Annotated in this window: 15 protein-coding genes and 1 tRNA gene; 6 read left to right on the forward strand and 10 right to left on the reverse strand. The window is 76.7% G+C overall.

From position 1 onward, the window contains the following. Window positions 1-102: 102 nt before the first annotated feature. The 3 genes from ACI79X_RS20230 to ACI79X_RS20240 all read right to left on the reverse strand — a co-directional run bounded on the left by ACI79X_RS20230 (window position 103) and on the right by ACI79X_RS20240 (window position 1,892). Window positions 103-435, reverse strand: a complete 333-nt coding sequence (locus ACI79X_RS20230) for a DUF3263 domain-containing protein (protein ID WP_457027213.1) — start codon at window positions 433-435, stop codon at window positions 103-105. Window positions 436-518: 83 nt separating this feature from the next. Continuing rightward, window positions 519-1,436 carry an EamA family transporter RarD gene (gene rarD / locus ACI79X_RS20235; RefSeq protein ID WP_457027214.1) on the reverse strand — a complete coding sequence of 306 codons (918 nt, stop codon included), beginning with the start codon at window positions 1,434-1,436 and terminating at the stop codon, window positions 519-521. 24 nt (window positions 1,437-1,460) lie between these two features. Then, complete coding sequence (locus ACI79X_RS20240; RefSeq protein ID WP_457027215.1) at window positions 1,461-1,892, reverse strand: CBS domain-containing protein; 432 nt, start codon at window positions 1,890-1,892, stop codon at window positions 1,461-1,463. Window positions 1,893-2,053: 161 nt separating this feature from the next. On the opposite strand from ACI79X_RS20240, the gene ACI79X_RS20245 reads away from it, so the two are divergent. Continuing rightward, the gene (locus ACI79X_RS20245) at window positions 2,054-2,479 is read left to right on the forward strand and encodes a DUF5313 family protein (RefSeq protein ID WP_457027216.1); all 426 of its coding nucleotides are present in this window, start codon (window positions 2,054-2,056) and stop codon (window positions 2,477-2,479) included. Here ACI79X_RS20245 and ACI79X_RS20250 read toward each other — a convergent pair. After that, window positions 2,479-2,551: transfer RNA gene (locus ACI79X_RS20250), tRNA-Thr, on the reverse strand. The genes ACI79X_RS20245 and ACI79X_RS20250 overlap by 1 nt on opposite strands. Before the next feature lie 100 nt (window positions 2,552-2,651). On the opposite strand from ACI79X_RS20250, the gene ACI79X_RS20255 reads away from it, so the two are divergent. After that, a complete protein-coding gene (locus ACI79X_RS20255; RefSeq protein WP_457027217.1) occupies window positions 2,652-2,948 on the forward strand; it encodes a DUF2695 domain-containing protein in 297 nt (98 codons plus the stop codon). Here ACI79X_RS20255 and ACI79X_RS20260 read toward each other — a convergent pair. Next, complete coding sequence (locus ACI79X_RS20260) at window positions 2,903-3,628, reverse strand: hypothetical protein (RefSeq protein WP_457027218.1); 726 nt, start codon at window positions 3,626-3,628, stop codon at window positions 2,903-2,905. The genes ACI79X_RS20255 and ACI79X_RS20260 overlap by 46 nt on opposite strands. 152 nt (window positions 3,629-3,780) lie before the next feature. Here ACI79X_RS20260 and ACI79X_RS20265 point away from each other — a divergent pair, with 152 nt between their 5' ends. From ACI79X_RS20265 to ACI79X_RS20275, 3 genes are all read left to right on the forward strand, one after another. After that, a complete protein-coding gene (locus tag ACI79X_RS20265; protein ID WP_457027219.1) occupies window positions 3,781-4,557 on the forward strand; it encodes an ABC transporter permease in 777 nt (258 codons plus the stop codon). A gap of 107 nt (window positions 4,558-4,664) precedes the next feature. Beyond that, on the forward strand, window positions 4,665-5,927 hold the full coding sequence (locus ACI79X_RS20270) for a S1C family serine protease (protein ID WP_457027220.1): 1,263 nt from the start codon (window positions 4,665-4,667) through the stop codon (window positions 5,925-5,927). A 49-nt stretch (window positions 5,928-5,976) separates the two neighbouring features. After that, window positions 5,977-7,248: a DUF445 domain-containing protein gene (locus ACI79X_RS20275; protein WP_457027221.1), complete on the forward strand. Its 1,272-nt coding sequence runs from the start codon at window positions 5,977-5,979 to the stop codon at window positions 7,246-7,248. A 3-nt stretch (window positions 7,249-7,251) separates the two neighbouring features. On the opposite strand, the gene rlmB is transcribed toward ACI79X_RS20275, so the two are convergent. From rlmB to ACI79X_RS20300, 5 genes are read right to left on the reverse strand one after another with little or no spacing between them, the layout of a single operon-like run. After that, the gene (gene rlmB, locus ACI79X_RS20280) at window positions 7,252-8,226 is read right to left on the reverse strand and encodes a 23S rRNA (guanosine(2251)-2'-O)-methyltransferase RlmB (protein ID WP_457027222.1); all 975 of its coding nucleotides are present in this window, start codon (window positions 8,224-8,226) and stop codon (window positions 7,252-7,254) included. Continuing rightward, a complete protein-coding gene (cysS, locus tag ACI79X_RS20285) occupies window positions 8,208-9,611 on the reverse strand; it encodes a cysteine--tRNA ligase (protein WP_457027223.1) in 1,404 nt (467 codons plus the stop codon). Before cysS ends, rlmB begins: the two co-directional genes overlap by 19 nt. Next, on the reverse strand, window positions 9,608-10,105 hold the full coding sequence (ispF, locus tag ACI79X_RS20290; RefSeq protein WP_457027224.1) for a 2-C-methyl-D-erythritol 2,4-cyclodiphosphate synthase: 498 nt from the start codon (window positions 10,103-10,105) through the stop codon (window positions 9,608-9,610). Before ispF ends, cysS begins: the two co-directional genes overlap by 4 nt. Further along, window positions 10,102-10,764 carry a 2-C-methyl-D-erythritol 4-phosphate cytidylyltransferase gene (gene ispD, locus ACI79X_RS20295; RefSeq protein WP_457027225.1) on the reverse strand — a complete coding sequence of 221 codons (663 nt, stop codon included), beginning with the start codon at window positions 10,762-10,764 and terminating at the stop codon, window positions 10,102-10,104. The genes ispF and ispD overlap by 4 nt, the downstream gene beginning before the upstream one ends. Before the next feature lie 35 nt (window positions 10,765-10,799). Further along, window positions 10,800-11,282, reverse strand: coding sequence for a CarD family transcriptional regulator (locus tag ACI79X_RS20300; protein ID WP_073418385.1), 483 nt, complete (start codon window positions 11,280-11,282; stop codon window positions 10,800-10,802). Between the two features lie 160 nt (window positions 11,283-11,442). On the opposite strand from ACI79X_RS20300, the gene ACI79X_RS20305 reads away from it, so the two are divergent. Further along, on the forward strand, window positions 11,443-12,312 hold the full coding sequence (locus tag ACI79X_RS20305) for a UbiA family prenyltransferase (RefSeq protein WP_457027226.1): 870 nt from the start codon (window positions 11,443-11,445) through the stop codon (window positions 12,310-12,312). Window positions 12,313-12,327 lie beyond the last annotated feature (15 nt).

Raw genomic sequence — 12,327 nt, forward strand, 5'->3', positions numbered from 1 at the left:
CGGCGGGCTGGTCGGTGCGGCGTCGCCCACCGGCCACCGGGGCTGACGGCCGGTCCGGTTGGTCACCACCTGACGCCGCATGCCTGCCCACGGTGACCAAATCTAGATGGCCGGAGGGCCCTTGCCCAGGAGGGACGGCGAACGGCGCGCGCGCCGCGCGGTGCGCAGACGCCGCAGCCGGCGCACCAGCATGGGGTCGGCGGCGAGGGCGGCGGGCCGGTCGACCAGGGCGTTGAGCACCTGGTAGTACCGCGTCGGCGGGACGCCGAACTGCTCGCGGATGGCCGTCTCCTTGGCGCCGGCGCGGCGCCACCACTGCCGCTCGAAGGCCAGCATCTCGTGCTCGCGCCGGGTCAGGCCCGCGGGCTGCGCGGGGACCTCGCCGGACGCCGTGCCACCGGGCGGGGAGACCGCGGGGGCTGGGTCGGGGGTCATGGTCGGTCCGTTCGATCGGGGGGAAGCCGTCACCCACGACGGTAGGCCCGGGTACCGACGTTCCGCGCGTGTCGGGCGGGGCTTCAGGCGACGGCCGGCACCTGCTCGGCCGCCGCGCGCCGGCCGGCTGCGCGGGCGGCGCGCAGGCTGTCGACCGTGAAGACGGCCAGTGCCGCCCAGACGATCGCGAACCCGGCGAGCCGCGCGGGCGGCATCGGCTCGTGGAAGACGAAGACGCCCAGCGCGAGCTGCATCAGCGGCGTCACGTACTGCAGCAGGCCGATCGTCGACAGCGGGATGCGCCGGGCCGCCGCGGCGAACAGCAGCAGCGGCACCGCCGTCGCGATGCCCGAGGCCATGAGCAGCAGCAGGTGGCCGGCGCCCTCGCTCCCCGCCGTCCCCCGGCCGGTGCCGTGCAGGACGCCGAGGACGACCAGCGCCGGCACGAAGGCCACCGCCGTCTCCACGAACAGCCCCGGCGCGGCCTCGACCCGGACCAGCTTCTTCAGCAGGCCGTAGGCGCCGAAGGTCGCCGCGAGCGCCAGCGCGATCCACGGCGGGCGGCCGTAGTCGACGGTCAGGACGACGACCGCGACCCCCGCCAGGCCCACCGCCGTCCACTGCAGCGGCCGCAGCCGCTCGGCGAAGACGACGACGCCGAGCAGGACGCTCACCAGCGGGTTGACGAAGTAGCCGAGCGAGGTCTCGACGACGTGACCCGAGTTGACGCCGTAGACGAACACCAGCCAGTTGGCGGCGATGAGCACCGAGGCGCCGGCGAGCACGAGCATCGTGCGCGGGTCGGTGACCGCGGCGCGCACCAGCGGCCAGCGGCGCAGCGCCGTCAGCAGGAGGGCGACGAACAGCAGCGACCACACCACCCGGTGGGCCACGATCTCCACCCCGCCGGCGGGCTCGAGCAGCGGGAAGTACAGCGGGAAGCAGCCCCACAGCAGGTAGGCCGACAGCCCCGCCGCGGTGCCCGCCCGCCGCTCGTCCACGGCGGGCACGCTACGCCCGGGGGATCAGCCGGCCTGGATGTAGTCGACGAGGTGGGCGCGCTCCTCCTCGAGCTCGTCGAGGCGGGCCTTGACGACGTCGCCGATCGAGACGATCCCGAGCAGTCGGCCGTCCTCGACGACGGGGACGTGCCGCACGCGGCGGTCGGTCATCGTGCGGGCCAGGTCGTGCACCGAGGCGCCGGGCGGGCAGGTGTGCACCTCGGCGGTCATGAGCGCCGACACCGGCCCGTCGAGGACGGCGTCGCCGGAGGCGTGCAGGGCGCGGACGACGTCGCGCTCGGAGAGGATGCCGGCGACCCGGCCCTCCCCCGGCGAGACGACGAGCGCGCCGATGCCGTGGCCGGCCATCAGCGCGAGCGCCTCCCGGACGCCGGCGGCGGGGTCGACGGTGACGACGTCGGGACCCTTGCGGTGGAGCAGGTGGGCGATGCGCACGTGGAGTCCTCCCTCCGGCCGGGCCGCAGTCTGCTCCGCGGCGGCCCGGCCGGAGGCGGCCGCGGCACGGGCCACGCCCGGGGCGCGTGTCCCTCACGCGGTGCCGCGGGACGTGACGCTGCGCAGGCGCACGGGTGCCAAGAGGGGCCTACCGTCGTCGCGTGCGCACCATCCGGCACGACGCCCCCGTGGCGTCCCCCTCGGCCCTGCAGTGGCTCCGCTACGCCCTCGGTGCCCGGCTGCCCCGCGACCTGTCCGCCTGGGTGCTGTCGGACACCACCCGCCCCGGCTGGGTGCGGCGGCACGTCACGCGCTCGCTGGTCCAGCTCTCGCCGCTGGTGGTGCTCTGCCTGTTCGTGCCGGTGCCGCTGGTCTACCGGCTGACGGCGGCGCTCGGCGGGGTGCTCGTCGGCCTCATGTACTCGATGGCGTTCATGGTGGAGACCACCGAGCACCGCGTGGCCAAGGCCGGCTACCCCGCCGGGACCGCGGCGCGGATCCGCGAGGAGCGCGCCGAGCGGCGCCGTGACGCCCGGGTGGAGGCCCGCTTCCCCTACCGCGTCGGCGGGGCCGGCAGCTTCGACTGAGCCGACGGGGGGACTCGAACCCCCAACCGCCCGATTACAAGTCGGGTGCGCTACCAGTTGCGCCACGCCGGCGGGACCCGGGACGCGTCCCGGCACCACGAGGATAGGGACACCGCGGGCGGGACCGCGGCGGACGGGTCGAGTCCGCGCCCGGTCTGCCGATGATCCCGACGTGGCACCGACCGACGACGGGACCTCGCTCCTGCCGCTGGACCGCACGCAGCTCGACGCGCTGCGCGGGCACGTCGAAGCGCTGCTCGCCGCGTCCGGCTGCGACCAGACCACCCGCGCCACCGACGCGTGGGCCGCCCGGCACGGCATCGCGCTCGACCGCCTGCACGAGGGGCTCGAGGAGTACGGCGGCTTCTGCGACTGCGAGGTCGTGATGAACGTCGACCCCGCGGTGGTGTTCGAGCCGGCGGCTCAGGCGGCCGCGTCGGTGCCCGCGGCCGGGCCCTCCCGCAGGTAGCCCGCCGGGTCGCTGCCCAGGGCGCCGTCGGCCAGCCACCGGGAGAAGCCCTCCGGGTCGCGCCGCTCGAGCTCGTCGAGGACCTCGTGGCGCCGGCGCACGACCGACTGCCGGGTCGACGGCTCCAGCCGCCCGGCCAGCGCCGTGGAAGTGCTCAGCCACTCCCGCCCGAGCGCCGCGGTCGACAGCGTCGCCACCGGCGGGGAGAACGTCACCGTGGCGCCGGCCTCCGCCGGCCGCGGACCGCCCACCGGGCGGGGACCCGCCGACAGCCCCGAACCGGACGACGGCCGCGCCGGGACGGCGTTGCGCCGCGGCGGGCGCCCGGTGTGCAGCAGCCACAGCCCGAGCCCGCCGACGGCGAGCACCGCACCGGCCAGCACGGTGAGCACCGGGCCGCCGAGCGCGGCGGTGCCGGAGAGGAACAGCAGGACGCCGATCGTGGCCACGCCGGTGCGCCAGGCCGCCTCGAGCGGGGTGTGCCCGTCGGCGGGCGCACCGGACTCGGCCCCCGACTCCCGCGCGACGCCACCGGCGAGGCAGGCGGTGACGACCGCGGCCAGCCCGACCGCCAGCAGACCGGGCGGTCGCAGGGCGAGCCCGCCGACCACGGCCACCGCCGTCGCGGTGAGGGCGGCGAGCCCCAGGAGCAGGCGGGCGGGCAGACCGCGGTCGGACACGAGCAGCCTCCGGGAGGGCAGGCCGGGCAGGGGGCGCCCGGCCGCTCCCAGGGGACCGGCCGGGCTCCCCCACTACCCCGCGACCGTCCGGTCGCACACCGTGCTCGGGCGTGTCGCGGCGCGCCGCGGACCGCACGGCAGGATCGCCGCGCGTGGGGACCTCCGTCGTCGAACCCGGCCTGCCTCTGGCCGTCGTCCTGGTGCTGCTCACCGCGCTGGCCGCTGTCGCCGGGCGGCTGTCGGGACTCGGGCAGCAGCGGCCGGTCGTCGTCGCGGCGCTGCGGGCCACCGTTCAGCTGGCCGCGGTCTCGGCGGTGCTGCTCGCCGTCGTCCGCTCGCTGTGGCTGTCGGCGGCGTTCGTGCTGCTCATGGTCGCCGTCGCGTCGGTCACCGCGGCCGGGCGGGTCACCGGCCTGCCGCTGCGGGCGCCCGGGGCGGCCGGGCGCGTGGCGACGGCGGCGCTCGCGGTGGCCGGCGGCGCCGCGCCGGTCGTGGCGCTGGTGCTCGCCAGCGGCACCGTCCCGCTGCGCGGCGAGGCCGTCGTCCCGGTCGCCGGCATCGTGATCGGCGGGGCGATGACGGCGACGTCGCTGGCCGGCCGGCGCCTGCGCGACGAGCTGACCGGCCGCCGCGGCGAGGTCGAGGCCGCGCTGGCCCTCGGGCTGCTCCCCCGCGACGCCGTCCTCGAGGTCGGCCGCCCTTCGGCCGCCACCGCGCTCGTGCCGCCGCTGGACCAGACCCGCACCGTCGGGCTGGTCACCCTGCCCGGCGCCTACGTCGGCGTCCTGCTCGGCGGCGGCAGCCCCGTGGCCGCCGGCGCCGCGCAGCTGCTGGTGCTGGTCGGGCTGCTGGCCGCCCAGGTGCTCGCCGTCTGGATCGTCACCGAGCTGGTGGCCCGCGGCCGGGTGCTGGCCGGCCTCCCCCGCTGACCGGCGTCCAGACACCTCACAGGCGGTCCGCAGGGCGCCACCAGACCCCGCGGCGACAGTCGGTCCCGAGGCGGCGGAGTGCCGCCCCAGGAGGAGGACCGAGGACGATGACCGGACAGCAGCCCCACACCGACCCGTCGCAGCAGCCCACGGGCGCGACCCCGGCGTGGACGCCGCCGCCGTCCGGCGGGACCTGGTACCCGCACGGGATGACCGCCACCGCGACGCTGCCCCCGCCGCTCGTGCCCGCCGCCCCGGCCCGCCGGGCCGGGCGGGTGCGGATCGGCGTCGCCGGGTTGCTCGCGGGCGCGCTGATCGGCGGCGGCGCCGGGGCCGGCGTCGTGGCGCTGACCACCGGCGGCGCGACCGCGGGCACCAGCCCGGTCGCCGCCCAGTCGGTGGTCATCCAGGACCCCGACAACGCCACCGCGGTGACCGCCGCGGCCGCGAAGGCCTCGCCCAGCGTCGTCACCGTCTACGTGACCAGCGGCTCCGGGTCGGGCAGCGGCTCGGGCGTCGTGCTCACCGACGACGGCTACGTCCTCACCAACAACCACGTGGTGACGCTCGACAGCTCCACCGACGGCGCCACCGTCCAGGTGCGCACGTCCGACGGCACGCTCTACGACGCCAGCGTCGTCGGCACCGATCCCACCTCCGACCTCGCGGTGATCCGGCTGCAGGACGCGAGCGGGCTCACCCCGGCCACCTTCGCCGACTCCGACGACGTGCAGGTCGGCGACCTCGCCGTCGCGATCGGCGCCCCGCTGGGCCTGTCGGACACCGTCACCGACGGCATCGTCAGCGCGACGGACCGGGCGGTGGCCACCGGGTCCACCCAGGACGACGCCACGGTCATCGACGCGCTGCAGACCGACGCCGCGATCAACCCGGGCAACTCCGGCGGCGCGCTGGTCGACGCCGCCGGCGAGGTCATCGGCATCAACACCGCGATCGCCTCGGTGGCCTCCGGCGCCCCGGGCTCGTCGTCGCAGAGCGGCAACATCGGCGTCGGCTTCGCGATCCCGAGCAACACGGCGAAGCGGATCGCCGACGAGATCATCTCGACCGGCAGCGCCACCCACGCCGTCCTGGGCGTGAGCGCGCAGACCGCCACCGACGGCAGCGCGAGCAGCGAGGTCGGCACCGGCGCCCAGGTGGTGCAGGTGCAGCCCGGCGGCGCGGCGGCCGACGCGGGCCTGCAGGCGGGCGACGTCGTCACCGCCGTCGGCGACCGGCCGGTGACCACCTCCACCGAGCTCACGGCCGCGGTGCGCAGCGCCGCCCCCGGCGACGAGGTGACCCTCACCGTCCGCCGCGGCGGGGAGACCACGACCGTCGAGGTGACCCTCGGCAGCAGTGCCGGCTGACCTCCCGGCCGCTCACCGGCACCCTCCCGCGCCGCTTAGGCTCAGGAGGGTGTCGTCGTCCGTGCCGCTGACCTCCTCGCTGGACGACCCCGCCCGCGCCGAGGGGCTGCGCCGGATGAAGCGGCTGGCCACCGGGCTGTTCCTGCTCGCCGCCGCGGTGTTCCTCGCCTGCGTGCTCATCGGCGAGGACGCCGGCGCCTGGGTCGGCTACGTGCGCGCGACCGCCGAGGCCTCGATGGTCGGCGCGCTGGCCGACTGGTTCGCCGTCACCGCGCTCTTCCGGCACCCGCTGCGGATCCCCATCCCGCACACGGCGATCATCCCGCGCAAGAAGGACCAGATCGGCGCGAGCCTGGGCACCTTCGTGCAGGAGAACTTCCTGACCCGCGCGGTGGTCGAGGACAAGCTGGCCACCGTCGACGTCCCCGGCCGGCTCGGCGACTTCCTCGCCGCCCCCGGCCGGGCGGAGCGGCTCTCCGGTGACGCGGCCGCCGCCCTCACCGGCCTGACCGACCTGCTCCGCGACGACGACGTGCAGGAGGCCGTGGCCGGGCTGGTCGACCGCCGGCTGCACGAGACCCCGGCCGCGCCGGTGCTGGCGCGGGTGCTGGAGCTGGTGGTCGAGGGCGACCGGCACCAGGAGGTGCTCTCGGCGGCGCTGCGGTTCCTCGGCCGCTTCCTCGAGGAGAACCGCGTCGTCTTCCGCGCCCAGCTCGGCGACGCCTCCCCCGCGTGGGTGCCCGACTGGGTGGACGACCGGGTGTTCGACCGGGTCTTCGCGGCGCTGCAGGGCTTCCTGCACGAGGTCGGCGACGCCCGCGACCACGAGCTGCGCCGGGTGTACGACGCCCGGCTGCGCGCCTACGTGCACGCGCTGCGCACCGACCCCGACACAGCGGCCTCGGTGGAGGCCTTCAAGAAGCAGCTGCTCGAGCACCCGGCGGTGCGCACCTGGTCCTCGTCGCTGTGGACCAACGCCAAGACGTCGTTCCTCGCCGCCGCCGCCGACCCGGACTCGGAGCTGCGGGCCCGCGTCACCGGGCTGATCCGCGACGGCGCCCGCGTGCTGCGGACCGACCCGCGGGTGCGCGAGCTGGTGCAGCGGCAGTCGGTGCGGGTGGCCGGCTACCTCGTCGAGCGCTTCGCCGGCGACGTCGCGGACGTCGTCGGCACCACCGTCGCCCGCTGGGACACCGAGGAGACCAGCCGGCGCATCGAGCTGCAGGTGGGCCGCGACCTGCAGTTCATCCGGATCAACGGCACCGTCGTCGGCGGCCTCGCCGGGCTGGTGATCTACACGGTCGCCCAGCTGCTGGGCTGAGACCTACCGCCGGGCCTGCGCGGCCGCGTACAGCGCGATGCCGGCCGCGACGCTGACGTTGAGGGACTCGGTGTCGCGGGCGATGGGGATGCGGACGACGACGTCGCAGCGCTCGCGCACCAGCCGCGAGAGCCCCGTGCCCTCGGCACCCACCACGAGCGCCACCGGGTCGGCCAGGCCGTCGTAGTCGTGCAGGTCCATCTCGCCGTCGCCGGCCAGGCCCACGGTCTGCAGGCCGGCGTCCTGGTAGGCGGCCAGCGCGCGGGCGAGGTTGACCGCGCGCGCCACCGGCAGCCGGGCCGCGGCCCCCGCGCTGGTGCGCCAGGCCGAGGCGGTCATCCCCACCGAGCGGCGCTGCGGCACGACGACGCCGTGCGCGGCGAACGCGGCCGCCGAGCGCACGACCGCGCCGAGGTTGCGCGGGTCGGTGACGCCGTCCATGGCGACGACGAGCGGCGGACGGCCGGAGTCGCGGGCGAGGGCGAGCAGGTCGTCGGGGTGCGCGTAGTCGTACGGCGGCACCTGCAGGCCGATGCCCTGGTGCAGCGCGCCGTTGGACATCCGGTCGAACTCGGCCTTGCCCACCTCGAGCAGCGGCAGCCCGCGGTCGCCGGCGAGCTGCACGGCCTCGGCGATCCGCTCGTCGGTGCGGGTGCTGTCGCCGGTGACGACGTAGAGCGCCGTCGCCGGGATCTCCGCGCGCAGCGCCTCCACGACCGGGTTGCGCCCGAGCAGCAGCTCCGGGGACTCCTCGGCGCGCTGGCGGCTGCGGTCGCGCTCGGCGCGGCGGCGGGCCTCGGCCTGCGCCCGGCGCTGCGCCGGGTGGCCGGTGCGCATCTCGGCCGGCGGGGTGGCCCCGCGGCCGGCCAGCGACCGGCGGTTCTTGCCACCGGTGCCGGCGGTGGCGCCCTTCTTGCCCGCGCCGCTCGTGCGGCCGCGGCGCTGGCTGTTGCCGGCCATCAGCGGGTCAGCTCCCATCGGGGTCCCTGCGGGGTGTCCTCGACCTGCAGGCCGAGGGCGGTGAGCTGGTCGCGCAGCGCGTCGGCCGCCGCGTAGTCCTTGCGGGCGCGGGCGGCCTGCCGCTGCTCGAGCGCCAGCCGGACCAGCCCGTCGGTGACGCCGGCCAGCCGGTCGTCGCCGCCGGCCGCGGCCCAGCGGGGGTCGAGCGGGTCGAGGCCCAGCACGCCCAGCATCCCCCGCACGGCGGCGAGCGCGGCGCGGGTGGCGGCGTCGTCCCCGTCGGCGAGGGCGGTGTTGCCCTGCCGCACGGTGTCGTGGACGACGGCGACGGCGGCCGGGGTGCCCAGGTCGTCGTCCATGGCGGCGCGGAACGCCTCGGGCAGCGAGCCCTCGAGGTCGACCCCCACCTGCTCGGCGGCGCGCTGCACGAACGACTCGATGCGGCGGTAGGCGGCGCCGGCCTCGGCCAGCGCGGCGTCGGTGAACTCGATCGTCGACCGGTAGTGCGGGGCGACCAGGTAGTAGCGCAGCTCGACCGGGCGCACGCGCTGCACGACCTCGTCGACGAGCGCGGTGTTGCCCAGCGACTTGCTCATCTTCTCGCCGCCGAGGGTGACCCAGCCGTTGTGCATCCAGTAGCGGGCGAACCCGTCGCCGGCGGCCCGGGACTGGGCCTGCTCGTTCTCGTGGTGCGGGAAGCGCAGGTCCAGCCCGCCGCCGTGGACGTCGAAGTCCGGGCCCAGGTAGCGCCCGGCCATCGCCGAGCACTCCAGGTGCCAGCCGGGGCGGCCGCGGCCCCACGGCGTCGGCCACGCGGCGGTCTCCGGCTCCCCGGGCTTGTGCGCCTTCCACAGCGCGAAGTCGCGGGGGTCGCGCTTGCGGTCGTCGGTCTCGGTGTCGCCGGCGGGCTCGAGGTCGGCGAGCCTCTGCCGGGTGAGCGCGCCGTACTCCGGGAAGGAGCGGACGTCGAAGTAGACGTCGCCGTCGACGGCGTAGGCGTGCCCGCGCTCGATCAGCCGCTCGATGAGCCCGACCATGTCGGGCACGTGGCCGGTGGCGCGCGGCTCGTAGGTGGGCGGCCGCACGCCGAGGACGTCGTAGGCGCGGGTGCAGGCCAGCTCGTTCTCGTAGGCCCAGGCCCACCACTCGACGCCGTGCTCGGCGGCCTTGGTGAGGATCTTGTCGTCGATGTCGGTGACGTTGCGGACGAGCGTGACGTCGAGGCCGGAGCCGCGCTCGAGCCAGCTCCGCAGGACGTCGAACACCAGGGCGGCGCGCACGTGCCCGACGTGCGGCGGACCCTGGACGGTGAGCCCGCAGACGTACATGGAGGCCTGGCCGGCACGCAGGGGCGTGAAGTCGCGGACCGCGCGGGCGGCCGTGTCGTACAGGCGGAGGCTCACTGCGCGGAGTCTACGGACCCGGTGCGGACGACCAGCGCCGTCGCGAGGGCGGCCCGGCCCTCCCCGCGCCCGACCAGCCCGAGCCCGTCGGTGGTGGTGGCGGTGACGCTGACCGGCGCCCCGAGCGCCGCCGACAGCACCGCCTCGGCCTCCGCCCGGCGCGGGCCGAGCTTCGGTGTGGGCGCGACCAGCTGGACGGCGGCGTTGCCGACCCGCCAGCCCGCCGCGGCCAGGGTCTCGCGCACGTGCTCGAGGACGGCGACGCCGCGCGCCCCGGCCCAGCGCGGGTCGTCGGTGCCGAGCAGGCCGCCGATGTCGCCGAGACCGGCCGCGGAGAGCACGGCGTCGGTGAGGGCGTGCGCGGCGACGTCGCCGTCGGAGTGCCCGGCGCAGCCGTCGGCGCCGGGCCACTCGAGGCCGGCCAGCCAGCACGGGCGGCCGGGCTCGACGGGGTGCACGTCGACGCCGAGGCCGACGCGGGGCAGCTCGGTCACCGGGCCACCAGCAGCTCGGCCAGCGCGAGGTCGTGGGCGACGGTGACCTTGGCGGCCCGCTCGTCGCCGGCCACGGTGCCCACGGGGACGCCGGCCGCGCGGACGACGGCCGCGTCGTCGGTGAGCTCGACGCCCTCGGGCAGCGCGTCGTAGGCCTCGACGAGGACGCGGTGCGCGAAGCCCTGCGGGGTCTGCACGCGGCGCAGGGTGGCGCGGTCGGGCGCGGCGGTGACGGTGCCGGTCTCGTCGACCACCACGGTCGTGTCGACGACCGGCAGCACCGGGACCACCGCGGGGGCGCCGGCGCGGAGCGCGTCGAGCACCCGGGCGACGACCGCCGGCGGCGTCAGCGGGCGGGCGGCGTCGTGCACGAGGACGGCGGTCGCCTCCCGGGGGACCCGGGCGAGGGCGGCGCGGACGGAGGCGGTGCGGGTGGCGCCGCCCTCGACGAGCTGGACGCCGGCCGGCAGGACCGCGGCGAAGGCGTCGTGCTCGGCCGCGGGGACCGCGACGACGACGTGGTCGACGCCGCCGTCGAGCAGCGTGGCCACCGCCCAGGCGACCAGCGCCCGGCCGCCGAGCGGGACGAGCGCCTTGGGCCGGTCGGCCCCCAGACGCAGACCACTCCCGGCCGCGGCGACGATGCCGACCGCGGACACGGGAGTGGTCTGGTGGAGCAGAGGTGCGGCGGAGCTCAGCTGGCGAGGACCTCGTCGAGGAGGACCTCGGCCTTGTCCTCGTTGGTGCCCTCGGCGAGGGCGAGCTCGCTCACCAGGATCTGGCGGGCCTTGGACAGCATGCGCTTCTCCCCGGCGGAGAGCCCACGGTCCTTGTCGCGACGCCACAGGTCGCGGACGACCTCGGCCACCTTGTTCACGTCACCGGAGGCCAGCTTCTCGAGGTTGGCCTTGTAGCGGCGGGACCAGTTGGTCGGCTCCTCGGTGTGCGGGGCCCGCAGGACCTCGAACACGCGGTTCAGCCCGTCCTGACCGACGACGTCGCGGACGCCGACGATCTCTGCGTTGTCGGCCGGCACGCGCACGGTCAGGTCGCCCTGGGCGACCTTCAGCACGAGGTAGGCCTTCTCTTCACCCTTGATCACCCGCGTCTCGATCGCCTCGATGAGCGCGGCACCGTGGTGCGGGTAGACGACGGTCTCGCCGACAGTGAAGCCCATGTGTGTGTGACCCCTTTCGCTGGTTACAGGTTAGCACGGCACACTGACGCCCGGAATGGCCCGACGGCGGATAAGCGCAGGTCAGAGGCCTGATGAACTCCCGGGAAGGGGTTGACAGGGAGTGGTCGGTGTGCGTGCGCGGCCCGTCCGGACCGGTACCGTGCGCGCCCTCGTGCTCGCCACGCACGCCCCTCCGGCGGCCGCCGTCACCGTCGTCGCGACGCTGCTCGCCGTCGCCGCGGCGCTGCCCGCGGGGCGCGTGGTGCTCGTGGGGCTGGCCGTCCTCGCAGGTCAGGCGTCCATCGGCTGGAGCAACGACTGGCTCGACGCCGACCGGGACCGCGCCGTCGCACGGGCCGACAAGCCGGTCGTGCAGGGCGCCGTCGACCCCGCAGTGCTGCGGAACGCGGCCCTCGCGGCGGCCGCGCTGGCCGCCGTCCTCTCGCTGCTGCTCGGCCCCCTGCCCGGCGCCCTGCTGCTGGTGCTCGTGGCCAGCGGATGGGCCTACAACGCGGGTCTGAAGCGGACCGTGCTGTCCGGGGTGCCCTACGTGACCGGCTTCGGCGCGCTGCCGGCGGGCGTGGTGGCCGCGGCGCCCGGGTCGCCGGCGGCGCCGTGGTGGCTGCCGGCCGCCGGCGCGGCGCTGGGCGCGGCGGCGCACCTGGCCAACGTGGCCCCCGACATCGACGACGACCTCGCCACGGGGGTGCGCGGCCTGCCGCACCGCCTGGGCGCGCGGGGCTCGGCGGTGGCCGGCGCGCTGCTGCTGGGCGGGGCGTCGCTGCTGCTCGTCCTCGGCCCGGCCGGCCCGCCGGAGTGGTGGGGCTGGGCCGGGCTGGTGCTGGCACTGCCGGCCGTCGCGGTCGCGGCGCTGGCCGGCACGCCCCGCTTCCGCCGGCTGGCGTTCCCCGCGGTGATGCTGCTGACCGTCCTCGACGTGGTGCTGCTGGTGCTCGGCGGGGGGGCCCGCCCACCCAGCCGGCCCCCCCCCCGACAACAAACAACCCCATACCGATTCGCTTTCCAATAACCTTGACCATCTCAA

The sequence above is a fragment of the Geodermatophilus sp. SYSU D01119 genome, assembly GCF_054049975.1.